Origin of the sequence: Pseudomonas sp. ANT_H12B (assembly GCF_008369325.1) — a bacterium.
In the GTDB taxonomy this organism is placed as follows: Bacteria; Pseudomonadota; Gammaproteobacteria; order Pseudomonadales; family Pseudomonadaceae; genus Aquipseudomonas.
Window position 1 is genome coordinate 35,713 of record NZ_VOBI01000008.1, and the last position, 23,683, is coordinate 59,395.

General features: G+C 56.8%; 22 protein-coding genes, 3 tRNA genes and 1 pseudogene. 18 read left to right on the top strand and 8 right to left on the bottom strand.

Annotated elements, in window-relative coordinates:
• The first annotated feature begins 521 nt into the window (after nt 1–521).
• Complete coding sequence (locus FQ185_RS14055) at nt 522–917, top strand: DUF6124 family protein (protein ID WP_149417929.1); 396 nt, start codon at nt 522–524, stop codon at nt 915–917.
• Between the two features lie 63 nt (nt 918–980).
• On the opposite strand, the gene sstT is transcribed toward FQ185_RS14055, so the two are convergent.
• Nucleotides 981–2,213, bottom strand: a complete 1,233-nt coding sequence (sstT, locus tag FQ185_RS14060) for a serine/threonine transporter SstT (protein ID WP_149417930.1) — start codon at nt 2,211–2,213, stop codon at nt 981–983.
• Nucleotides 2,214–2,493: 280 nt separating this feature from the next.
• Here sstT and FQ185_RS14065 point away from each other — a divergent pair, with 280 nt between their 5' ends.
• Nucleotides 2,494–3,648 (top strand): MFS transporter, encoded by a 1,155-nt coding sequence (locus FQ185_RS14065; protein ID WP_149417931.1) that lies wholly within the window; start codon nt 2,494–2,496, stop codon nt 3,646–3,648.
• 4 nt (nt 3,649–3,652) lie between these two features.
• Here the strand turns inward: FQ185_RS14065 and nhaR are convergent, their stop codons facing one another.
• The gene (nhaR, locus tag FQ185_RS14070) at nt 3,653–4,552 is read right to left on the bottom strand and encodes a transcriptional activator NhaR (RefSeq protein WP_149417932.1); all 900 of its coding nucleotides are present in this window, start codon (nt 4,550–4,552) and stop codon (nt 3,653–3,655) included.
• 135 nt (nt 4,553–4,687) lie between these two features.
• Here nhaR and FQ185_RS14075 point away from each other — a divergent pair, with 135 nt between their 5' ends.
• Nucleotides 4,688–4,930, top strand: a complete 243-nt coding sequence (locus tag FQ185_RS14075) for a hypothetical protein (RefSeq protein WP_149417933.1) — start codon at nt 4,688–4,690, stop codon at nt 4,928–4,930.
• A gap of 29 nt (nt 4,931–4,959) precedes the next feature.
• Nucleotides 4,960–5,709 (top strand): TerC family protein, encoded by a 750-nt coding sequence (locus FQ185_RS14080; protein ID WP_149417934.1) that lies wholly within the window; start codon nt 4,960–4,962, stop codon nt 5,707–5,709.
• Nucleotides 5,710–5,787: 78 nt separating this feature from the next.
• On the opposite strand, the gene FQ185_RS30195 is transcribed toward FQ185_RS14080, so the two are convergent.
• Nucleotides 5,788–5,958: a hypothetical protein gene (locus FQ185_RS30195; RefSeq protein WP_178113539.1), complete on the bottom strand. Its 171-nt coding sequence runs from the start codon at nt 5,956–5,958 to the stop codon at nt 5,788–5,790.
• A gap of 167 nt (nt 5,959–6,125) precedes the next feature.
• On the opposite strand from FQ185_RS30195, the gene FQ185_RS14085 reads away from it, so the two are divergent.
• The 3 genes from FQ185_RS14085 to FQ185_RS14095 all read left to right on the top strand — a co-directional run bounded on the left by FQ185_RS14085 (nt 6,126) and on the right by FQ185_RS14095 (nt 7,385).
• Complete coding sequence (locus FQ185_RS14085) at nt 6,126–6,854, top strand: peptidase C39 family protein (protein ID WP_149417935.1); 729 nt, start codon at nt 6,126–6,128, stop codon at nt 6,852–6,854.
• A gap of 91 nt (nt 6,855–6,945) precedes the next feature.
• On the top strand, nt 6,946–7,152 hold the full coding sequence (locus FQ185_RS14090) for a DUF6021 family protein (RefSeq protein WP_149417936.1): 207 nt from the start codon (nt 6,946–6,948) through the stop codon (nt 7,150–7,152).
• Between the two features lie 17 nt (nt 7,153–7,169).
• Nucleotides 7,170–7,385 (top strand): hypothetical protein, encoded by a 216-nt coding sequence (locus FQ185_RS14095; RefSeq protein WP_149417937.1) that lies wholly within the window; start codon nt 7,170–7,172, stop codon nt 7,383–7,385.
• A gap of 67 nt (nt 7,386–7,452) precedes the next feature.
• On the opposite strand, the gene pbpG is transcribed toward FQ185_RS14095, so the two are convergent.
• From pbpG to folD, 3 genes are all read right to left on the bottom strand, one after another.
• Nucleotides 7,453–8,391 carry a D-alanyl-D-alanine endopeptidase gene (gene pbpG / locus FQ185_RS14100; protein WP_149417938.1) on the bottom strand — a complete coding sequence of 313 codons (939 nt, stop codon included), beginning with the start codon at nt 8,389–8,391 and terminating at the stop codon, nt 7,453–7,455.
• Between the two features lie 174 nt (nt 8,392–8,565).
• Nucleotides 8,566–9,366, bottom strand: a complete 801-nt coding sequence (gene mddA, locus FQ185_RS14105; RefSeq protein ID WP_149417939.1) for a methanethiol S-methyltransferase — start codon at nt 9,364–9,366, stop codon at nt 8,566–8,568.
• A gap of 202 nt (nt 9,367–9,568) precedes the next feature.
• Nucleotides 9,569–10,423, bottom strand: coding sequence for a bifunctional methylenetetrahydrofolate dehydrogenase/methenyltetrahydrofolate cyclohydrolase FolD (gene folD / locus FQ185_RS14110; protein ID WP_149417940.1), 855 nt, complete (start codon nt 10,421–10,423; stop codon nt 9,569–9,571).
• A 279-nt stretch (nt 10,424–10,702) separates the two neighbouring features.
• Here folD and FQ185_RS14115 point away from each other — a divergent pair.
• From FQ185_RS14115 to FQ185_RS14165, 10 genes are all read left to right on the top strand, one after another.
• A tRNA-Arg gene (locus tag FQ185_RS14115) sits at nt 10,703–10,779 on the top strand.
• 40 nt (nt 10,780–10,819) lie between these two features.
• Nucleotides 10,820–10,895, top strand: a tRNA-His gene (locus tag FQ185_RS14120).
• 54 nt (nt 10,896–10,949) lie between these two features.
• A tRNA-Leu gene (locus FQ185_RS14125) sits at nt 10,950–11,034 on the top strand.
• Nucleotides 11,035–11,453: 419 nt separating this feature from the next.
• Entirely contained in the window at nt 11,454–12,764 is a 1,311-nt protein-coding gene (tig, locus tag FQ185_RS14130; RefSeq protein ID WP_149417941.1) for a trigger factor, read from the top strand.
• 94 nt (nt 12,765–12,858) lie between these two features.
• The gene (gene clpP, locus FQ185_RS14135; protein ID WP_149417942.1) at nt 12,859–13,494 is read left to right on the top strand and encodes an ATP-dependent Clp endopeptidase proteolytic subunit ClpP; all 636 of its coding nucleotides are present in this window, start codon (nt 12,859–12,861) and stop codon (nt 13,492–13,494) included.
• A 111-nt stretch (nt 13,495–13,605) separates the two neighbouring features.
• Nucleotides 13,606–14,889 carry an ATP-dependent Clp protease ATP-binding subunit ClpX gene (clpX, locus tag FQ185_RS14140; protein WP_149417943.1) on the top strand — a complete coding sequence of 428 codons (1,284 nt, stop codon included), beginning with the start codon at nt 13,606–13,608 and terminating at the stop codon, nt 14,887–14,889.
• Between the two features lie 161 nt (nt 14,890–15,050).
• A complete protein-coding gene (gene lon, locus FQ185_RS14145) occupies nt 15,051–17,447 on the top strand; it encodes an endopeptidase La (RefSeq protein WP_149417944.1) in 2,397 nt (798 codons plus the stop codon).
• Between the two features lie 147 nt (nt 17,448–17,594).
• Entirely contained in the window at nt 17,595–17,867 is a 273-nt protein-coding gene (locus tag FQ185_RS14150; RefSeq protein ID WP_002552737.1) for an HU family DNA-binding protein, read from the top strand.
• Between the two features lie 233 nt (nt 17,868–18,100).
• On the top strand, nt 18,101–19,972 hold the full coding sequence (locus FQ185_RS14155) for a SurA N-terminal domain-containing protein (RefSeq protein ID WP_149417945.1): 1,872 nt from the start codon (nt 18,101–18,103) through the stop codon (nt 19,970–19,972).
• A 583-nt stretch (nt 19,973–20,555) separates the two neighbouring features.
• Nucleotides 20,556–21,398: a DUF2242 domain-containing protein gene (locus FQ185_RS14165; RefSeq protein WP_149417946.1), complete on the top strand. Its 843-nt coding sequence runs from the start codon at nt 20,556–20,558 to the stop codon at nt 21,396–21,398.
• 1 nt (nt 21,399) lies between these two features.
• Here the strand turns inward: FQ185_RS14165 and aceE are convergent.
• Nucleotides 21,400–21,793 (bottom strand): annotated as a pseudogene (gene aceE / locus FQ185_RS14170) (pyruvate dehydrogenase (acetyl-transferring), homodimeric type); the annotation flags it as partial.
• A gap of 654 nt (nt 21,794–22,447) precedes the next feature.
• On the opposite strand from aceE, the gene FQ185_RS14175 reads away from it, so the two are divergent.
• Nucleotides 22,448–22,636, top strand: coding sequence for a hypothetical protein (locus FQ185_RS14175; RefSeq protein ID WP_149417947.1), 189 nt, complete (start codon nt 22,448–22,450; stop codon nt 22,634–22,636).
• Nucleotides 22,637–22,639: 3 nt separating this feature from the next.
• Here FQ185_RS14175 and FQ185_RS14180 read toward each other — a convergent pair whose 3' ends face one another.
• Nucleotides 22,640–23,680 carry an AraC family transcriptional regulator gene (locus tag FQ185_RS14180; RefSeq protein ID WP_149417948.1) on the bottom strand — a complete coding sequence of 347 codons (1,041 nt, stop codon included), beginning with the start codon at nt 23,678–23,680 and terminating at the stop codon, nt 22,640–22,642.
• Between the last annotated feature and the right edge of the window lie 3 nt (nt 23,681–23,683).

Here is a 23,683-nt window from a genome sequence, read left to right on the forward strand (position 1 = left end):
GCACTGTGCATCCACATGTCCCTGTGTCTTTTAAAGACACGGGACTTTGCGTGGATCTACAAATTGGCGCAGTCAGACGAATCGATATTTAGCGTAGGACGCGTCCGTTAAGCCGAATGGTTGTCGAATATCGTTTCCCGCCAACATTTTCGATTGTTAAACACCACTCGACAGCGCTTGTTTAAAACGCCCCAAGGTTACTTCGTGAAAGCTACAACACCTTGCGTCGTTGCCTACGGCTACGCCAGAATCCGCCGGCTTGTGCGCCTTGGGGGCGGTCGGTAACTTGGTTCCTGTCACTGCCCATCAGTGATCGGGTTTAGTCGCTCGCTGGTAATTGAAGATGCACAAGCTGTCTGTCAGACAGGTATTTTCTACCTGCATTTGATGGTGGCTGTGCGTAGGGCACCTTCGGGTGCGCCGGCTTCTTCAATTCCCCGGTCCGACTAACCTGCGTACAGCTGCCACCCCTTCGTTTAGTCGGCGAAGTGTTGTCAGCATCATTCAAGGAATTGAAGATCATGTTCAAGGTCACACCAAACCCGCCGGACACCGACCCAATCTCCCCATACGAAAGCCCTGATTCAAACAAACTCAACGAAGCCGCCGAGCGCGCCCTCGACCATCACTTCCCGCCAGCCCACCCCAAACCACCCAGACGCAACGGCCAGCTCTTCAGTGTCTGCCCGGGTATCAACCCTGAAACCCTGCTCGCCAATGCCTCGGAAGATTTGCTGTCCATCAGTGCCATCGCCGCCAACCTCGCCGACGATGTGGACGGTTCCCTCCGCTCCGTAGCCCTGGCGCTCAGCCGCATGGCTGACGGGGTGCATTTGTTGGTGGAGAGAATGCTGGATCATCTGGATGAGCCGGAAATGGCAGCGATTTTCGCCAAGCAACAAAACCGCGTCATCTGATCCGCCACCCATAAAAAATGGGCACCCAACCAAGTTGGCGTGCCCTTTTTTAATGCGCCGGATTTAAGCCCGGCGTTGTGCTTTCTCGTCTTCACCCAAGCACGCCGCCGCCGTGAACAGCACATCGGTCGAAGAATTCAACGCAGTCTCGGCCGAATCCTGCAACACGCCAATAATGAAACCGACCGCCACCACCTGCATGGCGATTTCACTTGGGATGCCAAACAGACTGCACGCCAGTGGAATCAACAGCAACGAGCCGCCAGCCACGCCCGAAGCGCCACACGCACAAATCGCCGCAACAATACTGAGCAAAATGGCCGTAGGAATATCCACAGCGATACCCAAGGTATTGACGGCCGCCAGGGTCAACACAGTAATGGTGATCGCTGCACCGGCCATGTTGATGGTGGCGCCGAGCGGAATCGAAACTGAGTAGGTGTCTTCATGCAGGCCCAAACGCTTGCTCAATTCCAGATTGACCGGAATGTTTGCGGCCGAGCTGCGGGTAAAAAACGCGGTGATGCCGCTTTCGCGCAAGCACATGAACACCAGCGGATAAGGGTTGCGACGCAGCTTCCAGAACACGATCACCGGGTTCATCACCAGCGCCACGAACAGCATGCAGCCCAGCAGTACGGCCAGCAGATGCACGTAGCCGATCAAGGCACCGAAACCGGACGTGGCCAGGGTCGACGCCACCAGGCCGAAGATCCCCAGCGGCGCAAAACGGATCACCAGACGTACGATCAAGGTCACACCGTTGGACAGGTCGCCCAGTACTTCGCGAGTGGTGTCACCGGCGTGGCGAATCGCAACGCCCATGCCGATGGCCCACGCCAGAATGCCGATGAAGTTGGCGTTCATCAGCGCACTGACCGGATTGTCGACCACGCTCAGCAGCAGACTTTGCAGCACTTCACTGATACCGCCCGGCGCCGTCACCGCGACGTCGTGAGAGGCCAGTACCAGGCTGGACGGGAACAGTGTGCTGGCAACGACCGCGACCACAGCGGCCGCGAATGTCCCCAGCAAATACAGAAACAGAATCGGCCGGATGTGGGTTTCCTGGCCGTGCTTATGGTTGGCGATCGAGGCCATGACCAGTACGAACACCAGAATCGGCGCAACGGCCTTAAGCGCCGATACGAAGACTTTGCCGATGAACACGGTGGACTTTGCAGCTTCGGGCGCGAACAGGGCCAGGGCAATCCCGGCGATCAGGCCGATGATGATTTGCGTGACCAGGCTCAAGCGTTTCAAACGTTGCAATAGCGAAGGGGATGAAGCGGTCATAAAACGGCATCTCTGATTTTATTAGGTGCGGGGTATGGCGACCTCAATGCCAATCACTGGCCGATGAATTGAGTATACGTATCGCAGGGAGCGGACTTTATCACAGCGTGGTCTTCATCCTTCAGACCTGTGACGATCTGCCGCCCGCGCAGGCAACGAGATCGGCAGGTTCGTGCAACCCTGATCGGTAACACTCTGTTAAGATTGCGCATCCTCATTTTCATGTTCTGCCAGTGGGCCTTCCGGCTATCGCTGGTGTCGTCGTTTTCTGGAGTTCTGCATGCTGTTGCCCATCCTTCTGTTGTCCGCCGCCGGTTTCACGGTGCTGACTACGGAATTCGTCATCGTCGGCCTGTTGCCGGCGATCGCCCGAGATCTTGAAGTCAGCATCCCGCAAGCGGGTTTGCTGGTGACCTTGTTCGCCTTCACCGTTGCCGCGTTCGGGCCGTTCCTGACGGCATACTTCGCCAGGTTTGAACGCCGCAAGCTGTTCATCTCGGTGCTGATCATGTTCGGCCTGGCCAACACGCTAGCGGCATTTGCGCCGAACATCTGGGTGATGTCCATCGCCCGGTTGATCCCCGCGTTGGGGCTCCCGGTGTTCTGGGCGCTGGCCAGTGAAACGGCGGTGGACATCGTCGGCCCGGATTACGCCGGGCGGGCCATCGCCAAGATCGGTTTCGGGATTGTCTGCGCCACGGTATTCGGCATTCCGGTGGGCACATTGATTTCCGATGCGTTTGGCTGGCGCAGTGCCTTCGGCATTCTGGCGGTGATCGCGTTTGCCAAGGCGTTGCTGCTGTTTATCTACCTGCCGAAAACCAATCTGCACCAGCATCAGGTGAGCTTTCGTTCGCAGTTCAAGATTTTGCGCAGCCCGCTGATGATCGGCCATGTACTGCTGTCGGTCCTGGTGTTCAGCGGCATGTTCACTGCCTACACCTATCTGGCGGATATCCTCGAGCGCCTCGCCGGTTTCAACGGTACGGTGGTTGGCTGGTGCCTGATGGGCTTCGGCGCGGTCGGGCTGATCGGCAACTCGTTGGGCGGCCGCGCGGTGGACCGCCATCCGCTGATCGCTTCGATGATGTTCTGCGCGTTCATGATCGCCGGTATGGTGGCGTTGGTGCCCAACATTCATTCGCCCCTCGGCCTGGCGGCGGCGATGGGCATTTGGGGTGTGACTCAGGCAGCGTTGTTCCTGGTCAGTCATGTGCGTTTGATGAAGGCGGCACCCGAAGCGCCAGCCTTTGCCGCGTCGCTGAACATCGCCGGGGCCAATCTGGGCATCGGCTTGGGCGCGATGGTGGGCGGTAGGGTGATCGACAGCGTTGGCCTGGGCGGCCTCGGTTTCGCGGCGGCCGGGTTTATCCTGGTCTCGATCCTTCTGGCGATGGCGCTGATGACCTTCAAGCCCCGCGAAGTCTGCGCCTGACGCTTCACATCGCGGTAAACAGCTCGCGTCGGGCACCTTCGGTAATGGCCACAATGCCGGGGTGCTTGACCTTGCGTTCCACCGAAATGGCATAGAACGACTCGGTCACCGCGTCAGTCTGGCCGATCAACTCCACGCCATATTGGCGTTTCACCTCGTCGGCAATCACGCTCGGGCCGATGAAAATCCCGCTGCCGGACTGACCAAAAGCCTGCATCAACGCGCTGTCGTCGAACTCGCCGACAATGCGCGGCTGGATCTGCTGCTCGGCAAACCAGCGTTGCAAGCGACTGCGCACCACGGTTTCCGGCCCGGGAATCAATAGCGGTGCGCCGTGCAGGCTGCGTGGGAAATCCTGACCGTAACGCGCCGCCAGCGCCGTGGTGGCAAAGAAGCTGATCCCGCATTCGCCCAGCTTCTGGCTATAACCCTTGATGTCCAGGTGCGATGGCATCGGGCTGTCGGAGATCACCAAGTCCAGGCGCTGGATCGCCAGATCGGCGAGCAGACGTTCGAGTTTGTCTTCGCGACAGGTGATGCGCAGCGGCTCGCTCAACTCCATGGTCGGTGCAATCAGCCGATAGACGATGGATTTTGGCACCACGTCGGCCACACCCACTCGAAACAGAATCTGCTGCTCATTAGGCTGCGCTCGCAGCATCAACTCCAGTTCACCGCCCAGTTGAAACATCTGCTCGGCGTACTGCAGGGTCTGACGCCCGGCCTCGGTGAGTTCCAGTTGCCGGCCGACCCGGCGAAACAACTCGATGCCATAGGTTTGTTCGAGCAGGGAAATCTGCCCGCTGATGGTCTGTGGGGTCAGGTTCAGCTGCTCACACGCACGCACGATGCTGCCGGTTTTGGCGACTACCCAGAAGTAATGCAGCTGTCGATAGTTGAGCATGGCGACCTACAGTTCGTAAAAACCGAAGTATAACCGCTAAAAATACGAATTTTCCTGAAGTGTTTGCCTCCCTAGAATGCCCCGCTATCGACGGGCCACCTTTTCGGCCCTGTCTGTTCTATCGAGGAAAGCATCATGAAGCTCAAAACCACGGCGCTCTTAATTACGTCTTTACTGGTATTGGCCGGTTGCGACCAGGCCGAAAAGAGCGCTCAGCAATTGATGGGCAAGGCCGCCGAAACCGCCAAGCAGGCAATCGACGACACCCATAAAGCCGCCGAGCAAGCGATCAGCGATGCCACGGGCGGTTTGATCAGCAAGAAAGAATCAACGGAAAAAGAGACGGATAAAACCGAATCTTCGTCCCAGGAAATCTAAACCGTCTTACAGCGAGTCAGGACTGACCCATGGAATACCTTGTAGAACTAGCCGCCAGCCCCACCGCGTGGGTCGCCCTGGCCACGTTGATCGTCATGGAAATCGTGCTTGGCATCGATAACCTGATTTTCATTTCGATCCTGACCAACAAACTGCCGGAACAACATCGGCAGAAGGCGCGGCGCATCGGTATCGGCATGGCGCTGATTCTGCGATTGGGCCTGTTGAGCACCATCGCGTTCATCGTCCAGTTGACTGAACCTGTGATCGATCTTCTCGGCCACGCGTTCTCCTGGAAGGACATGATCCTGATCGCCGGTGGCCTGTTCCTGTTGTGGAAGGCGACCACCGAGATCCATCACAGCATGGACCCTGCGCCCGATGATCCGAAGTCGGCTACTTCGACCGTGACCCTGGGCTTCGCCGCTGCCATCGGTCAGATCCTGATGCTGGACATGGTGTTTTCCATCGACAGCATCATTACCGCTGTCGGCATGACCGAGCATTTGCCGATCATGATCATCGCGGTGGTGGTGTCGGTGCTGGTGATGCTGCTGGCGGCTGATCCTCTGGCCAAATTCATCAACGACAATCCGACGGTGGTCATGCTGGCGCTGGGCTTCCTGATCATGATCGGCATGACGCTAATCGCCGAAGGCTTCGGCGCCCACGTACCGAAAGGCTACGTCTACGCGGCTATGGCATTCTCGGCGACGATCGAGGGGTTGAACATGATGTCGCGGCGCGCAAAGCACAAACGTGTAGCGACTGAAGCTTAACGGGCGATAAACGAAACGGCCGCCTGCGCTCGGAAGAGGGCAGGCGGCCGTTTTTGTTTGGCTGTAAAAAAGAGCCAGTCAGTGCGCGCTGGCGTGGTGCGCAGTAGTTTTATCCGTTTCCGCCACCGGCGCCGATTGAGCAGGGTGGTGATGGTGCCGACGGGTAATTCGCAGGACTCCCCATAACATGGCAGCGGCGACGGCCAGCCAGCCAGAAATCAACATCACGATAGTCATTGTCAGGCTCATCAGTGCCTCCTCTTTGCCCTGCTGCGGGCACACACTCTTTGCAAATGACAGTCTAGTCGCTGCAGTGTTTCAGGCTATTGACCAAAGGTCGGCTGTCACCAACCAGTTTGCTCTATCGAATGCTATCAACTGCCGGTTAAGGCTATACCGCTGTCGCGCGGCGTCCTATGATCGACGGCCAAGCCGGGAGCGCGGATGCCTGGCGTCTGAACAAGAGAGTAATGATGGTGCGGGTATTGTCTCGAATTCTATCGGCGGCGCTGATTGTTGGCTGCCTTGCAAGTCTGGCTGGCTGCGCGGGCAGCGTGGCGCCTGAGATCAAGCGTTTGCCGGAGCGTGTCGAACTCAGCGGCAGGTTCTACCGGGGCGTGGCCAATCAAAGCGGACCGCAAGTGCTGGCCAGCATGCTGTCCCAGCAAGGCGTTGTGATTACACCGGGGTTGCTGGACAAGCCCCTGCATTTGCCGGGCGCCGAGGCCCAATTGCAGCAGAACATGCAGAACCTCGCTCGCGAGTACGGCATGGTCGTCTATCCCCTCGACAGCAATCTGCCTGCGCTATTGACCCAAGTCGCGGCCGGTTATTCGGTGATGGTGCGCTTCACGGAAGGCTCGGCATTTTGGGCTGAACCCCGTTACGCCATTCTCGCCGGGTATAACCGTCAGAAGCAGACCGTGCTGCTGCGCGCCGGGATGAATCGCCGGTCGTTGATGAGCTTTAGTTCTTTTGAATCGGCGTTCAAGGACGCCGGTGGCTGGGCGGTGCTGATCCAGCGGCCGACCCAGATTCCGGCTCAGGTCGATCAACAGCGCTGGCTAAAGGCTGCGAATGATCTTGCTCAGGCCGGTCAGGAGCAGGCCGCCGCCAAGGCGAAAAAAGCGCTGAGCGGGCAGTGAGTCCGTTCGTCATCTGGCGGGCACCACCACCCGTTGCCCGTCTCTTACGTATAGGGCCTGGATTTTTCCGGGCCATGACACGGAGGCGCCCATGGCACATTCCAATACCCCCGTCGGCCCGCACTCGTCTGAACATTCGTCCGGCGATGACTTGGGATTCGATCCCGATTCTCCGGACCTCGCCGATCCTCAGGTCGACCCCGTCGGCCCTGCCAAGGCGCCCAGGGATGTGAAGCCGGGCGACAACAGCAAGGCTCCGGCGAAGCCTTATGATCCACTCGCCGATCTGAAACCCTGAGCCTGAGTGAGGTGCGTATGTCTACCGATTCGAGTTTCAACGACAAGCGTCCGGATAGCGTTCCAACGACCCCTGAAAAGGACATCGACCCCGTGATGGACCCGAACGATCCGCTAAGAGATCCATTGGCCAGACCGGCTGTAGTGACAACCGAGCATCCTCAGGGCCGCAAAGATCCAAGCGCTGGAGATGGCATCCCGGATGACGACCAGATGCCGCTGCCTAACGATTAGTTCAGGATTAGTTCTGGATAAAAAAAGCCTCGATTAATCGGGGCTTTTGTTTGCTGGCGCTGCGCGTCTACTTTGATGCTTCAACAACACCGCTTTGACGGTGCTTGAGATTTTTTTCGGATTTGTACTGCAAGGCTACAGACGGTACGTCGGCGCCCTTGCCGGTTTCGACCCAACTGCGAATACGGCTGGCATCGGCGAAGTGTGTGTACTTGCCGAAAGCATCAAGAATCACCAGCGCAACCTGGCGATTACCCATGCTGGTGACCAGCACCAGGCAATGACCGGCCTCATTGGTGAATCCGGTTTTCGTCAGTTTGATGTCCCAGTTCGGCTTTCTGACCAGATGGTCGGTGTTACGGAAACCGAGGCTGTAGTTGGGTTTGCGGAACGAGACGGTTTTTTCTTTGGTTGTACTCAACTCGGTCAGCAGCGGGTATTTGTGCGCGGCAACCAACAGCTTGCTCAGGTCGCGGGCGGTGGACACGTTGCGAGGGGAGAGGCCGGTCGGTTCTACGAAGTGGGTGCTGGTCATGCCCAGCGCCTTGGCTTTGGCATTCATCGCTGCAATGAACGCAACATAGCCACCCGGATAGTGGTGAGCCAGGCTCGCGGCAGCACGGTTTTCCGAGGACATCAACGCGATCAGCAGCATTTCCCGGCGTGGCAGTTCGCTTTTGAGTTTGACCCGGGAGAACACGCCTTTCATTTCCGGGGTATCGCTGATGTTGATGGAAAGGTATTCGTCCATGTTCTGCCTGGCTTCAACCACTATCAGGCCCGTCATCAGTTTGCTGACGGAAGCGATCGGCACAACCACATCGGGGTTGCTGGCATAGATGATTTTATTGGTCTGCATATCCATCAGCAATGCGCTGCCGGAAGCGATCTTCAGTTGCGAGGTGTCGCGGGGCGCCGAGGTGGTTTCGGCGGCGTTAGTCATTGGCGTGATGAAAGTCCCTGTAAATGCAAAAACTAGGCTCAGGATGGAAAGACGGATTTTCACGCTGGCGAACTCATAAGGGTGGATATGCCGTTTTGTTACGGGCTGTTTCTTAAAAACGACGCATTCTAGGAGTATGAGCCACGAAAGCGCTAGGCGCCCGTGTGGCGAGAGCTTTATATGAAAAAAATTTAATGTTTTTGATGCCTGCCCTTGATGAGCAGGCGGCGGATTGATTTACTTTTGATCGTTGCGCCTGGGGGCGGGTTTGCGTTTGGTCAGGGGCACCAGCATTGCGACGTTCTGCTGATAGCGTCGGTACTGCTCCCCAAACAGATCCACCAGATCTTTCTCTTCAAAATGCACCCCAATCAGGATGTAGAGAGTGTTGAGCAGCGCAAACAGCAGATGTCCGAATGTCATGTCGGGTGTCGCCCAGAACACCATCACAAACCCCAAGTACATCGGGTGTCGAACCCGCTTGTAGAGTAAAGGGGTTTTAAAGGCGGGGTTCTCGGGTCTGGCGGGGTAAAAGGCGTTGAGTGCCTGCTTTATACCGAACAGTTCGATATGGCTGAACAGGAACGTTGCTAGCACGACCAGGCCCAGGCCCAGCCAGAATAAAGCCATGATTAATCCGTGGCCCCATGCAGACGTTACGCGCCAGATCGACGTTTCCATGGGTTGCCACAGCCAGAACAACAGCGCGAGCGGCAGGCACGTCGACAATACGTACGTCGCGCGTTCGATGGGAGGCGGGACGAACCGGGTCCACCAGCGCTTGAAGCGCTGTCGCGCCATGCCGCTGTGCTGTAAGGCAAACAGCGTAATCAGCGAGGTGTTGATAAGGGTAGCCAACGGCCAATCGAGGCTGGAGCCGGAGTTAATGTCTTTGGGCACTCCAATGCCTGAGAGAAAACCCGTCAGGTAAAGCGCGGTGAGCAGAAAACACAGGTAACAGAAGAGGCTGTAAAGCAGGCCAGCGAGTTTTCCAGAGAAAACGAAAAAGCGATGTCGAGTCAGGCCGCGGGGATTCATAAGTGATGCCTATTCAGCGTTGCGCATACGTCCCGATTCGCGTCTACGGTTTACGGGGATGGTTCGATATTCAGTCTAGGACGATTCAAGGTTTTCGCCGTTGCTCTGTCCGGCAACCCTTAGGGGTATTACTTGTTCCATGGCTGAAAACAAGAAACCCCGTCAGAAGCGGGGTTTTTTGTTTGTTCGGCGTGGTGTGGAATCAGTCGTGCAGGGTTTCAGCTGCGTACAACGTGTTTTCCAGCAGGCAGGCACGTGTCATCGGGCCAACGCCACCCGGAACCGGCGTGATCCAGCCGGCACGGGGTAGGGCGGTTTCGTAGATCACGTCACCGACCAGTTTGCCGTCTTCCTGGCGGTTGATGCCGACGTCGATCACGATCGCGCCTTCCTTGATCCACTCGCCCTTGACCAGACCCGGCTTGCCGGCGGCGACCACCACCAGATCGGCGCGACCGACGTGGCCCGCCAGATCCTTGGTGAAGCGATGAGTGACGGTCACGGTGCAACCGGCCAGCAACAATTCCATCGCCATCGGGCGGCCAACAATGTTGGAGGCCCCGACAATCACTGCGTCCATCCCGTAGAGATCGACACCGGTGCTTTCCAGCAACGTCATGATGCCTTTAGGGGTGCACGGACGCAGCAGCGGAATACGCTGGGCGAGGCGGCCGACGTTATATGGGTGGAAGCCGTCGACGTCCTTGTCCGGACGAATGCGTTCCAGCAATTTGGAGGCGTCCAGGTGTTCAGGTAAAGGAAGCTGAAGCAGAACGCCATCAATCGCCGGGTCGTCGTTCAGGCGATCAATCAGATCGGTCAGCGCTTCTTGAGTGGTTTCGGAAGGCAGGTCGTAGGCTTGGGAAATGAAGCCGACCTCTTCACAGTCTTTACGCTTGTGCGAGACATAAACCTGAGAGGCAGGATCGCTGCCGACCAGGATCACCGCGAGGCCGGGCGTGCGCAGGCCTTGCTGGCGACGCTCGGTAACGCGTTTGGCGATCTGCTGGCGCAGGCTGGCGGCGATCGATTTGCCGTCGATTAGTTGTGCAGTCATTGCGCGTGATTAACCATCGAGAGGGGAAAAAAAGAGAACGCATTCTCGCATGTCATGAGGTGAGGGCAAAGGCGCTTGGTCTGCAAATTCCCCTAACCCCTTTAATTAAATGAATTTTTTTTAAAAAAGAGTTGACGACCTTCAGGGTCACCTATAACATTCGTCGCACTTGTCGGGCACAGCCTAGCACTGGTTAAGAAGGTCGAGCAGAGTTGATGTTTAATTCGGTGAGACTGAAAGCACTTAGTTTGTAATCGTCCAAGAATACAGATTAACAAGGCGCCCGTAGCTCAGCTGGATAGAGCATCCGCCTTCTAAGCGGATGGTCGCAGGTTCGAGTCCTGCCGGGTGCGCCATTAGGCAGCTTTGGCACAAGTAACGCAACATGGCAATATGGTGGGCGTAGCTCAGTTGGTAGAGCACGGGATTGTGACTCCCGTTGTCGAGGGTTCGATCCCCTTCGTCCACCCCATATTTAGAAAGGCGCCAGATTAACAGTCTGGCGCCTTTGCTTTAAAAGCTTGAAGCGGATGTGGTGGAATTGGTAGACACACTGGATTTAGGTTCCAGCGCCGCAAGGTGTGAGAGTTCGAGTCTCTCCGTCCGCACCATACAAGTAGCTATTTAATAGCAGACAACGGCGCAGCACCTGAAAAGGGCTGCGCCGTTTTTGTTTTATAAGTCTGAAATGTTCGAAGCGGCCGCAGATTCTGGGTCGAGAGGGCGGATCGAGTCGTCAGAAATATTTCGTGATGATACCGATTCGCCCGTCGGTCCCCTTGCGGGGTCGGCTGTCAGGGGTAGATTGCCGCTTCCTCTATATATAGAAGGATTGGCGCAGAGCCCTGGCTTGATTGGCTGTATTTGCTAACAGGGCGAGGCACAACCGTTTGTCCCCGCCTATAAATTGCCTGCTGCTTTTTTACCCGTTTTCAGTAGGGTGACTTCTTGAGTTTGACCCACTAGAATGCATGCCCTTGATTCTGGGGTCGGAAACGGCCGGCTAACGTCTGTGCAACGAGGAATATCCATGCAAGTTTCTGTTGAAAATACTTCTGCTCTTGAGCGCCGCATGAGCATCACCGTGCCGGCTGAGCGCATCGAGACTCAGGTCAACAAGCGTCTGCAGCAGACTGCCCAAAAGGCCAAGATTGCTGGCTTCCGTCCAGGCAAAGTGCCAATGAGTGAAATCAAGCGCCGTTTTGGTGCTGATGCACGTCAAGAAGCAGTCGGCGACGTGATCCAGTCCTCTTTCTACGAAGCGGTTGTTGAGCAGAAGCTGAACCCGGCTGGCGCTCCTTCGATCGAGCCGAAATCGCTGGAAGCTGGCAAAGACCTGGAATACGTCGCGATTTTCGAAGTGTTCCCTGAGTTCACCGTTGCCGGTTTCGAAGGTATCGCGGTTGAGCGCCTGAGCGCTGACGTGGCTGATGCCGATCTGGACAAAATGCTGGAAGTGCTGCGCAAGCAGAACACCCGTTTCGAAGTGGCCGATCGCGCTGCTCAAAACGAAGACCAGCTGAACATCGATTTCGTTGGCAAGGTCGACGGCGAAGTGTTCGCTGGCGGTTCCGCCAAAGGTACTCAGCTGGTTCTGGGTTCCGGTCGCATGATCCCTGGCTTCGAAGACGGTCTGGTTGGCGCTAAAGCCGGCGAAGAACGTGTTCTGAACCTGACCTTCCCTGAGGACTATCAGAACCTCGACCTGGCCGGCAAAACCGCTGAGTTCACCGTTACTGTGAATACTGTGTCCGAGCCAAAATTGCCAGAGCTGACCGAAGAGTTCTTCGCTCAATTCGGCATCAAGGAAACCGGTCTGGAAGGCTTCCGCACCGAAGTTCGCAAGAACATGGAGCGTGAGCTGCGTCAGGCGATCAAATCCAAGGTCAAGAATCAGGTAATGGACGGTCTGCTGGCCACCAACCCGATCGAAGTGCCTAAGGCGCTGCTGTCCAACGAAGTTGACCGTCTGCGCGTGCAGGCTGTTCAGCAGTTCGGCGGCAACATCAAGCCTGACCAACTGCCGGCCGAGCTGTTCGAAGAACAAGCCAAGCGCCGCGTGGTGCTGGGTCTGATCGTGGCTGAGGTGGTCAAGCAATTCGACCTCAAGCCTGACGAAGCTCGCGTTCGTGAAATGATTCAGGAAATGGCTTCGGCCTACCAAGAGCCTGAGCAGGTTGTGTCCTGGTACTACAAGAACGACCAGCAACTGAACGAAGTCCGTTCGGTTGTGCTGGAAGAACAAGTTGTGGATACTGTTCTGCAGAAAGCTAGCGTGACCGACAAATCGGTCTCTTACGAAGAAGCGGTCAAGCCGGTAGAAGCTCCACAAGCCGACTGATCATTTCTTGCGGTAAGAAGTACACACCATAAGCCAGCCTTCGTGCTGGCTTATGCGTATTCAAGACATAACTATTTGGGAGTGACTGCAGAGCATGTTCCGTAATTCGTATATTCAGCAGAACTCTGATATCCAGGCCGCAGGCGGCCTGGTCCCGATGGTTGTCGAGCAGTCCGCTCGTGGCGAGCGCGCCTACGATATTTACTCGCGTCTTCTCAAGGAGCGTGTGATCTTTCTGGTTGGTCCGGTAGAGGACTACATGGCCAACCTGATTTGTGCGCAGCTGCTGTTCCTTGAAGCGGAAAACCCGGACAAGGACATCCATCTCTATATCAACTCCCCGGGCGGTTCGGTGACAGCGGGCATGTCGATCTATGACACCATGCAGTTCATCAAGCCTAACGTGTCGACTACCTGTATCGGCCAGGCGTGCAGCATGGGTGCGTTTTTGCTGACGGCCGGTGCTGCTGGCAAGCGTTTCTGCCTGCCGAACTCGCGTGTGATGATTCACCAGCCACTGGGCGGTTTCCAGGGCCAGGCATCGGATATCGAAATCCATGCCAAGGAAATCCTCTTCATTCGCGAGCGTCTCAACACGCTGATGGCCAAGCACAGCGGGCACACTCTTGAAGAAATCGAGCGCGATACCAATCGCGACAATTTCATGAGTGCAGAAGCCGCGCGCGCGTACGGCTTGATCGATGAAGTGATCACCCAGCGCCCCGCTTAAATAAGCAGCTCAAAATAAGGTGGGTCGGCGGGTCCGATCACCAGCGGGCTTGAAAAAGCCCGCAATAGCCTTCATCTTGTGTTGCAAGCCTATCGGATTTGGATCGAACGAATGACTGACACCCGCAACGGCGAGGACAACGGCAAGCTGCTCTATTGCTCCTTCTGTGGCAAAAGCCAGCATGAAGTGCGCAAATTGATTGCCGGCCCCTCGGTCTTTATCTGCGACGAGTGCGTCGACCTGTGCAATGACATCATCCGTGAGGAGGTGCAGGAAGCCCAGGCCGAAAGCAGCGCGCATAAATTGCCTTCGCCTAAAGAAATCAGCGGCATCCTTGATCAGTACGTGATTGGTCAGGAGCGTGCGAAAAAGGTTCTGGCCGTAGCGGTGTACAACCACTACAAGCGTCTGAACCAGCGTGACAAAAAGAGTGACGACGTCGAACTCGGCAAGAGCAACATCTTGCTGATCGGCCCGACAGGCTCGGGTAAAACCCTGCTTGCCGAAACCCTGGCTCGCTTGCTGAACGTTCCATTCACCATCGCCGATGCAACCACCCTCACCGAGGCGGGTTACGTGGGCGAAGATGTCGAGAACATCATTCAGAAGCTGCTGCAGAAGTGCGATTACGACGTAGAAAAAGCCCAGATGGGCATTGTCTACATCGATGAGATCGACAAGATCTCGCGCAAATCTGATAACCCGTCGATCACCCGGGACGTTTCCGGTGAAGGCGTGCAGCAGGCCCTGCTCAAGTTGATCGAAGGCACGGTCGCTTCCGTTCCGCCGCAAGGTGGTCGCAAGCATCCGCAGCAGGAATTCCTTCAGGTTGACACCCGTAACATCCTGTTCATCTGCGGTGGTGCGTTCTCTGGTCTGGAAAAGGTTATTCAAAACCGTTCCACCAAGGGCGGCATCGGCTTCAACGCAGAAGTACGCAGCAAGGAAGAAGGCAAGAAAGTCGGTGAATCCCTGCGTGAAGTTGAGCCTGACGATCTGGTCAAGTTCGGTCTGATCCCGGAATTCGTCGGTCGTCTGCCGGTACTTGCCACGCTGGACGAGCTTGATGAAGCTGCTTTGATGCAGATCCTTACCGAGCCGAAGAATGCTCTGACCAAGCAGTACGCCAAGTTGTTCGAGATGGAAGGTGTGGACCTGGAATTCCGGGCCGACGCGCTGAAATCGGTCGCCAAACGTGCCCTGGAACGCAAAACCGGTGCCCGTGGACTGCGTTCGATTCTCGAAGGTGTATTGCTCGACACTATGTATGAAATCCCCTCGCAGTCCGAGGTGAGTAAAGTAGTGATCGATGAAAGCGTTATAGAAGGCAAGTCCAAGCCACTGTATATCTACGAAAACAGTGAGCCGGCTGCCAAGGCAGCGCCAGACGCTTAAGCGTCACGCTGCTGGAACAAAGAAGGGGCCTTCGGGCCCCTTTGCTTTTTGCGCGTTTTAACACTGTCTTTGCGCTTGTTTTTTTTGAAGGCAGCCCCCATCTTGGTTTCAAGCTTACTTCCATCTGTTTACGGCCTTATGGCCGCCGTAGAGGCGAAATCATGAAGACAACCATTGAATTGCCTCTCCTGCCATTGCGTGATGTTGTGGTTTATCCGCACATGGTTATCCCGCTGTTCGTGGGGCGCGAGAAATCCATCGAAGCCCTCGAGGCTGCGATGACGGGCGACAAGCAGATCCTTCTGCTGGCTCAGAGAAACCCTGCTGACGACGATCCCGGTGAAGATGCACTTTATCGCGTAGGTACAATTGCTACCGTTCTGCAGCTGCTCAAGCTGCCTGACGGCACGGTCAAGGTTTTGGTCGAGGGTGAGCAGCGGGGCGCCGTGGAGCGCTTCAGCGAAGTGGACGGTCACTGCCGCGCCGAAGTCTCATTGATTGACGAAGTCGACGCGCCTGAGCGCGAGTCGGAAGTGTTTGTCCGCAGCCTGCTGGCTCAGTTCGAACAATATGTGCAGCTGGGCAAAAAAGTCCCCGCTGAAGTCCTGTCGTCGCTCAACAGCATCGACGAGCCAGGTCGCCTGGTCGACACCATGGCCGCGCACATGGCCCTGAAAATCGAGCAGAAGCAGGAAATCCTCGAAATCATCGATTTGTCAGCCCGGGTCGAGCACGTCCTGGCGTTGCTGGACGCCGAGATCGACCTGCTGCAAGTCGAAAAACGCATTCGCGGTCGCGTTAAAAAACAAATGGAGCGCAGCCAGCGCGAGTACTACCTGAATGAGCAGATGAAGGCCATTCAGAAAGAGCTCGGTGACAGCGACGAAGGCCACAATGAAATCGAAGACCTGAAAAAGCGCATCGATGCAGCGGGTCTGCCAAAAGATGCCTTGGCAAAAGCCCAGGGCGAGCTGAACAAGCTTAAGCAAATGTCGCCAATGTCCGCTGAAGCGACGGTGGTGCGTTCGTATATCGACTGGCTGGTCCAGGTGCCGTGGAAGGCTCAAAGCAAAGTGCGCCTGGATCTGGCACGTGCTGAAGACATTCTCGACGCCGACCATTACGGTCTGGAAGAAGTCAAGGAACGGATCCTCGAATACCTCGCCGTGCAAAAACGTGTGAAGAAAATTCGTGGTCCGGTGTTGTGCCTGGTCGGTCCTCCCGGGGTGGGTAAAACCTCGCTGGCGGAGTCGATTGCACACGCCACCAACCGCAAGTTCGTGCGCATGGCCCTCGGCGGTGTGCGCGATGAAGCGGAAATTCGTGGTCATCGGCGTACTTATATCGGTTCGATGCCAGGAAGATTGATTCAAAAGATGACAAAAGTGGGCGTTCGCAACCCGCTGTTCTTGCTCGATGAAATCGACAAAATGGGCAGCGACATGCGTGGCGATCCGGCGTCGGCGTTGCTGGAAGTGCTCGACCCTGAGCAAAACCACAACTTCAACGATCACTATCTGGAAGTCGACTACGACCTGTCCGATGTGATGTTCCTTTGCACCTCGAACTCCATGAACATTCCACCGGCGCTGCTGGACCGGATGGAAGTGATTCGTCTGCCGGGTTACACCGAAGACGAGAAGATCAACATCGCTGTCAAATACCTTTCGCCAAAGCAGATTACTGCCAACGGTTTGAAGAAAGGCGAGCTGGAATTCGACGCCGAAGCGATCCGCGATATCATCCGCTATTACACCCGTGAAGCCGGTGTGCGTGGGCTGGAGCGCCAGATTGCCAAGGTTTGCCGCAAGGCGGTGAAAGAGCATGCAATGGAAAAGCGCTTCTCGGTGAAGGTCACGGCCGACATGCTTGAACACTTCCTGGGCGTGCGCAAATTCCGCTACGGTCTGGCTGAATCGCAGGATCAGATCGGTCAGGTCACCGGGCTGGCGTGGACTCAGGTGGGCGGCGAATTGTTGACCATCGAAGCCGCTGTCGTGCCGGGTAAAGGCCAATTGATCAAGACGGGTTCGCTGGGTGACGTGATGGTCGAATCGATCACCGCGGCCTTGACCGTCGTTCGCAGTCGCGCGAAGAGCCTGGGGATCCCTTTGGACTTCCACGAGAAGCGCGACACGCATATCCACATGCCGGAAGGGGCGACCCCGAAGGATGGCCCTAGCGCCGGTGTAGGTATGTGCACGGCTCTGGTGTCGGCATTGACCGGGATCCCGGTACGTGCGGATGTTGCCATGACAGGCGAAATCACGTTGCGTGGCCAGGTACTGGCGATCGGCGGTTTGAAAGAAAAACTGCTTGCTGCCCACCGTGGCGGGATCAAGACCGTGATCATTCCTGAAGAGAATGTGCGCGATCTGAAGGAAATTCCTGACAATATCAAGCAAGATCTGCAGATTAAACCGGTTAAATGGATTGACGAGGTCCTGCAAATTGCGCTGCAATACGCGCCGGAGCCCTTGCCTGATGTGGTTCCAGAGATAGTTGCAAAGGATGAAAAACGCGAGTCTGACTCTAAGGAAAGAATTAGCACGCATTAGTACGTATTTGCCTGGGGGGCTTGTTGACAGCTTTTTAGAGCCCTTGTTATAAAGCGGCTCTTAAGTGTCTGTAGGCCATTCAGCACTCGTTTTTGCTTTCACCAAAAAACTTAGAATCATACTCAAATAGATATAAGGGGACTTAGAGTGAACAAGTCGGAACTGATTGATGCTATCGCTGCATCCGCTGATATCCCGAAAGCTGCTGCTGGCCGTGCGCTGGACGCTGTAATCGAATCCGTCACTGGCGCTCTCAAGGCTGGCGACTCTGTTGTTCTGGTTGGTTTCGGTACTTTCTCCGTAACTGATCGTCCAGCTCGCATTGGTCGTAACCCACAGACCGGTAAGACGCTGGAAATCGCAGCCGCTAAAAAACCAGGTTTCAAAGCCGGTAAAGCACTGAAAGAAGCTGTCAACTAAGTTCGATTCAGGTTTTTGCCTATCCGGGTCGGGGTCATGCCTGACCTGGCAGCGGAGCGGTAGTCCAGTCGGCGAGTCGCCGATCCGAGACGCCGAGGCTCGCAAGTTCGAGTCATCGGTCCGCTCCGCCAGTTACGAGAAGGCGCATCCTCGGATGCGCCTTTCTTCTATCCGGATTCTACCCACGCTCCACGGTTGCCTAATTTTGAAGTTCAACCGTTTCTGGGGGACGCATGCTGCAGAATATCAGGGACAATTCACAAGGCTGGATTGCCAAGACCATTATCGGGATCATCGTTGTACTGATGGCTTTCACCGGTATCGAGGCCATTTTTCAGGCGACGACCAACAGCCAGGATGCGGCCAAGGTCAATGGTGAAGAAATCAGCCAGAACGAGCTGAGCCAGGCGGTCGATATGCAACGCCGTCAGCTCATGCAACAGCTGGGCAAGGATTTCGATGCTTCCTTGCTCGACGAAAAAATGCTGCGCGAATCTGCCCTCAAAGGCTTGATCGATCGCAAGCTGCTGCTGCAAGGCGCTGAAGATTCGAAATTCGCCTTTTCTGAAGCCGCTTTGGACCAAGTGATCCTGCAAACGCCTGAATTCCAGGTCGATGGCAAGTTCAGCGCCGAGCGTTTCGACCAGGTGATTCGCCAACTCGGCTACAGCCGCATGCAGTTCCGCCAGATGCTGGCTCAGGAAATGCTGATCGGCCAGCTGCGTGCGGGCCTGGCGGGTAGCGGTTTCGTCACCGATGCACAGGTGCTGGCATTCGCCCGTCTGGAAAAACAGACCCGCGATTTCGCTTCCCTGAACGTCAAGGCTGACCCGGCGGCTGTGAAGCTGACCGACGATGAGGTCAAAGCCTACTACGACGAACACGCCAAGGAATTCATGACGCCCGATCAGGTGGTCATCGATTACCTTGAGTTGAAGAAGGCTTCCTTCTTTGATCAGGTCAGCGTCAAGGACGAAGACCTGCAAGCGGCGTATCAGAAAGAAACTGCGAACCTGTCCGAACAACGTCGGGCCGCGCACATTCTGATCGAAGTGAACGATAAGGTGACCGAGGCGCAAGCCAAAGCCAAGATCGAAGAGATCCAGGCGCGTCTGGCCAAAGGCGAGAAATTCGAGGCCCTGGCCAAGGAATTCTCCCAGGATCCAGGTTCTGCCAACAATGGCGGTGATCTCGGTTACGCAGGCCCGGGTGTCTACGATCCAGCGTTCGAAACAGCGCTGTATGCATTGGCCAAGGATCAGGTTTCGGTGCCGGTTCGCACTGACTTCGGTTTCCACTTGATCAAGCTGTTGGGTGTGGAAGCACCTGAAGTGCCGACGTTTGCCAGCCTGAAAGACAAGCTGACCCGTGAGCTGAAAACCCAGCAAGTCGAGCAACGTTTCGTCGAGGCGACCAAGCAATTGGAAGACTCGTCGTTCGAAGCCTCCGATCTGGCCCAGCCAGCGCAGGACCTGAAGCTGACTGTTCACACCTCCGCGCCGTTCGGTCGTGAAGGTGGCGAGGGTGTTGCGGCCAACCGTGCCGTGATTGCCGCTGCATTCAGTCCTGAAGTGCTGGATGAGGGTGCCAACAGCATCGCCATCGAACTCGATCCCGAAACCGTGATCGTGTTACGCGCCAAAGAGCACCTCAAGCCTGCCCAACTGCCGCTGGAAAGCGTGGCTGCCAGCATTCGCGTGCAATTGGCCAGGGAGCACGCCAGTGCTGCCGCCAAGACCAAGGCTGAAGAGCTGATTGCCAGCCTGCGCGATGGCAAGACGCCACTGGACAAGGCAATCGACGGCCAGGCCTGGAAAGTCACCGCAGCAGCCACTCGCGCTCAGGAAGGGATTGACCCAACCGTGCTGCAAGCGCTGTTCCGTATGCCCAAGCCCGCAGCCAAAGACAAGCCGACCTTCAACAACGTGACCCTGGCCGATGGTAGCCTGGTGATCGTGCGTCTGAATGCCGTGAACGAAGCTGTGGCGCCGACCGAAGAAGAGAAGGCTCAATACCGTCGCTTCCTCGCTTCGCGCATTGGCCAGCAAGACTTTGCGGCTTACCGCAAACAGCTGGAAAGCCAGGCCGAGATCAAGCGCTTCTGATGACTGACTGAGCTGCCCGCTACACAAAGACCCCGGCCGAAAGGCTGGGGTTTTTCGTTTGTGCGCCAGGCATGGCGCGTTGCGCGTAAGCGCAACCAGCTTGGCTGTGGTAGCCACGTTGGTGACTTGGAGGTGAAAGTCCTCTACACACCCGGCAAGGGGAAGTGTTAGCCCGAGGCAGAATGCTGGCCTGACGAACAGGAAGCGGATTAGGCGGCGTAGCGGGGGTGGGGGAGCTCAGGAGCTGCACATTTGAATCACGCGCTTCCGAAGAAGCAGCGGGATCGGCTTGGACTGGTCTCAATACTGGATACGATAACTTGGCTTAATCGCAGAACTTGAACCACCGTATACGGATCCGTATGTACGGTGGTGCGAGAGGACGGCTGCTGTGAAGCCGCCTCCTACTCGATCAGAGTGTGGAAGGGCCGGCAGTACGGGCGTTCATTGATTATTTATGTCAGCGACTTTCCGGCAATCGATAGTCGGTAACTCTGTAACTGTTTTAAGACACTAATCGGTGCGACGCTAAGCATCGATCTGTTGCACAATACGCCCCGGACCGTTTTCCTCAGGATGTTCAATGTTTAAATCAATTCCCATGCATGTCGTCGGGCTGGCGCTGGTACTGGCTGCCGCTGCCGGCTGCTCGTCGAAGAAAGCCCCCATCTATGAGCATGAGAACTTCGATGACTCTGGAACGTTTTCGCGCAGCTACCCGGTGACTGATGCACAGACGTGCGAAGCCGCCCGTCGGGCATTGCTCAGTCAGGGCTACATCATCACCAGTGCCGACCCGAAACTGGTCAGCGGACACAAAAGTTTCCAGCAGACTGGCGAGACCCACATGGAGATCAGCTTCAGTGTGGTCTGTGCCGATGATGGCAGTGAGGGGAACAACGCGACCATGTTCGCCAATGCCCTGCAAGACCGTTATGCGCTGAAGAAAACCAACAACTCCGCCAGCGTCGGTGTGGGCGTGTTGGGTTCGGTGTCGATGCCGATCGGCTCGTCTGACGATTCGATGGTCAAGGTTGCCAGCGAAACCGTATCGTCGCCAAAGTTCTACGAGCGCTTCTTCGCCCTGGTCGAGTTGTTCCTGCCGCCGGAAGCGAAAAAGGCCGCGCACATCAAGGATAAGCCGAAAACCGACCTGGGCGTGCCTGAAACCAAGGCTGCACCGGCTCCGTTGGCGCCGGAGGCAGCACCTGATACGCGGCCTGCTCCGGCGGCCGAACCGGCACTCGCACCCGCAGAAGCGGTACCTGCTGCTTCCGAACCGGTTGCACCGCCGGCTGAAACGGCGCCAATTATCCCAAGCGAACCAGCACCGGCGGCATTTGCCGAAGAACGCACGACGCCACCACCTGAGAGCACGCTGCCTGCGCCGACAGAGCCTATTCAGGCCATGCCGAGCAGTCAGTAATTCACACCGCCACGGGGTTGGTCTTGTCGAGATCAATCCCGTATCGGCTGATGGTCTCTACGACCCGCTCTCGTGGGATGACGCCGTCATCGGCCAGCGCTTTCAACGTCGCGAGCACAATGAAGTAACGGTCCACCTCGAAAAACTGGCGCAATGCCTCACGCGTGTCGGACTGACCGAAACCGTCAGTTCCCCAGTGCAACGAAACGTCTTCCTTGTGCAAATGGCCGAATCTGGTCAGCAAACAACTTCACGTAATCGGTGGCCACCACCACCACCACCGGCCCGGCGTGCGCCGCGAGGCAAGTCTCCACATAGCTGGTTCGCGGCTCGTTCTGCGAGTGCAACAGATTTCAGCGTTCGACCTCATGCCCTTCACGGCGTAATTCGGTCACCCGTCCATGGAAAGCGCCAGTTTGGGCGACGTCGAAATCCAGCAGTTGATCGATCAGGTAGTGGGCGTGCGGCCGTCCTTCGGCGCTCATCACCGACTCCAGAGAGTCAAGCCATTCGCGGGTTCGGGCCGGCCACAAGGGTAACGACGGTTGCGCACCTTTGGGCCAAGGCGACGGCAATGTCTCGATGTCAGTGCACAAGATGCCGCGCTGGGCTGATTCTGCGCTGACGGCACAGAGCTTCGCCGAGGTTGCCGAACTCAGCAGGTACAACGGTTTTTCGCACGAGCCCCAGGAAAATCGAAGGGTCCATGCGCTGATTTTGGAGGACTCCGGACCGTTGGCATTGTTGCGGATGACCGAAGCACGCCGTGTGGTGCGCCGATCCATTTCCAGTCGATTGGCCATCTCCATCACCCGGTACAGCGGCGAGCTTCGGGTGTTAAGCGGTTCGCTCAACGTGCCGATGCAGGCGAGGGCGGCTTCAGCTGTCCGGTTGGCATGTGATACGGGCACGGTTCGATCCGTCGATATGAACAGATCGTCACCCTACGTGATTCGTCATGATTGTTGTAATTGCAACTATGTCGTCTGCGTTTACATCCGCTTAAAAAGCAGCGCGGTAAATCCCTATTGATCTGCTACGTTTATTTGATGAAGGCGACGTTTCATTTTTCCTTCACACGGGCACTTTATGCTCAGGGAGCTGGTCATTTATTCAGACGTTTTTTTCAACGAGCTGTGGGGGATTTCACGATGGACGATTATCAAGAAGAGCTGCTCGAATATCAGGCGTTTGAACTGGACCCGTTGGAACCCGCCGAAGACGCTACCGAGCTGTAAGCGTCAAGCGGAACGGCGATGACTGCGGCGAAACTCGCCGGGGGTCTGGCCGTTCCAGCGTTTGAAGGCCCGTTGAAACGCTTCGGCTGAGGCAAAGCCCAGCAGGTAGGCGATTTCTCCGAACGCCAGTTCAGTGTCGCGGATGTAGGTCATGGCCAGGTCGCGGCGAGTGTCGTTGAGAATCGCGCGAAATTGCGTGCCTTCCTCGGTGAGTTTGCGACGCAAGGTCCAGGTCGGCAGCTTCAGGCGTGCCGCCACTTCTTCCAGGTCGGGTTCCCGGCCACCATTGAGTAACGGCCCTAGTAACTGAGTGATACGTTCACGCAGGCTGCGGGTGCGTGTCAGTTGTTCCAGTTCCCGCTCACACAATTGCAACAGGTGCCGCCAAGTGCTGGGGCAGTGCACCGGATTGCGCTGAGCGAGGCTGGCCAGATTCAGGCGCAGTTGATTCTGTTCGGCGCCGAACTGGATCGGACAATCGCCCAGCACGGCATAAGCCTCGCGGTAATCCGGCGCCTGGAATTCGATCTCGATGCGTTCGGCGTTCAGTGGGGCAGGGCTTACGCTGGACAATTGCTGCAGCCATCCGGCGATGATCGAATCCACCACGAAGCGGTTGTAGGCGTTGTAAGGGCTGATGGAATAGAAACGCAGCCAGGCGCCTTGGGCATCTTCGTGAAAGCTCGACTGGCCGCGATAGTTGGAGCCATACAAGGCTTCGAAGCGAATCAGGCAACGAGCTGCTTCCCGCACGGTCGGCGCCTGAGCGGCGGTGACTCCGGCCAGACCGGCCTGGCTCAGACGACTGAGCTGGCCCATGCGCAAGCCCAGTGCCGGGTTATCGGTCAGTTGAATGGCGGCGTGGCCCAGGCGCATGTAGCGCGGGATCGAGAGCCGGGCGCCGGCTTCGCTCAGACGCGCTGCATCCAGGCCGTACTGTTCGAGCAGTGGCTGCGGGTCCGCACCAAAGCTGCGCACGGCGTCCGCCAGGCTATGAACAAAGCCTACTGACAGATCGCCGAGGCGCATCGGCAACGGTTTCATCGG

Excerpts from the sequence above, each read along its gene's own strand:
- FQ185_RS14055 (WP_149417929.1), top strand. The coding sequence starts at position 522 with ATGTTCAAGGTCACACCAAACCCGCCGGACACCGACCCAATCTCCCCA.
- sstT (WP_149417930.1), bottom strand. The coding sequence starts at position 2,213 with ATGACCGCTTCATCCCCTTCGCTATTGCAACGTTTGAAACGCTTGAGC.
- FQ185_RS14065 (WP_149417931.1), top strand. The coding sequence starts at position 2,494 with ATGCTGTTGCCCATCCTTCTGTTGTCCGCCGCCGGTTTCACGGTGCTG.
- nhaR (WP_149417932.1), bottom strand. The coding sequence starts at position 4,552 with ATGCTCAACTATCGACAGCTGCATTACTTCTGGGTAGTCGCCAAAACC.
- FQ185_RS14075 (WP_149417933.1), top strand. The coding sequence starts at position 4,688 with ATGAAGCTCAAAACCACGGCGCTCTTAATTACGTCTTTACTGGTATTG.
- FQ185_RS14080 (WP_149417934.1), top strand. The coding sequence starts at position 4,960 with ATGGAATACCTTGTAGAACTAGCCGCCAGCCCCACCGCGTGGGTCGCC.
- FQ185_RS30195 (WP_178113539.1), bottom strand. The coding sequence starts at position 5,958 with ATGAGCCTGACAATGACTATCGTGATGTTGATTTCTGGCTGGCTGGCC.
- FQ185_RS14085 (WP_149417935.1), top strand. The coding sequence starts at position 6,126 with ATGATCGACGGCCAAGCCGGGAGCGCGGATGCCTGGCGTCTGAACAAG.
- FQ185_RS14090 (WP_149417936.1), top strand. The coding sequence starts at position 6,946 with ATGGCACATTCCAATACCCCCGTCGGCCCGCACTCGTCTGAACATTCG.
- FQ185_RS14095 (WP_149417937.1), top strand. The coding sequence starts at position 7,170 with ATGTCTACCGATTCGAGTTTCAACGACAAGCGTCCGGATAGCGTTCCA.
- mddA (WP_149417939.1), bottom strand. The coding sequence starts at position 9,366 with ATGAATCCCCGCGGCCTGACTCGACATCGCTTTTTCGTTTTCTCTGGA.
- folD (WP_149417940.1), bottom strand. The coding sequence starts at position 10,423 with ATGACTGCACAACTAATCGACGGCAAATCGATCGCCGCCAGCCTGCGC.
- tig (WP_149417941.1), top strand. The coding sequence starts at position 11,454 with ATGCAAGTTTCTGTTGAAAATACTTCTGCTCTTGAGCGCCGCATGAGC.
- clpP (WP_149417942.1), top strand. The coding sequence starts at position 12,859 with ATGTTCCGTAATTCGTATATTCAGCAGAACTCTGATATCCAGGCCGCA.
- clpX (WP_149417943.1), top strand. The coding sequence starts at position 13,606 with ATGACTGACACCCGCAACGGCGAGGACAACGGCAAGCTGCTCTATTGC.
- lon (WP_149417944.1), top strand. The coding sequence starts at position 15,051 with ATGAAGACAACCATTGAATTGCCTCTCCTGCCATTGCGTGATGTTGTG.
- FQ185_RS14155 (WP_149417945.1), top strand. The coding sequence starts at position 18,101 with ATGCTGCAGAATATCAGGGACAATTCACAAGGCTGGATTGCCAAGACC.
- FQ185_RS14165 (WP_149417946.1), top strand. The coding sequence starts at position 20,556 with ATGTTTAAATCAATTCCCATGCATGTCGTCGGGCTGGCGCTGGTACTG.
- FQ185_RS14175 (WP_149417947.1), top strand. The coding sequence starts at position 22,448 with ATGAAGGCGACGTTTCATTTTTCCTTCACACGGGCACTTTATGCTCAG.
- FQ185_RS14180 (WP_149417948.1), bottom strand. The coding sequence starts at position 23,680 with ATGAAACCGTTGCCGATGCGCCTCGGCGATCTGTCAGTAGGCTTTGTT.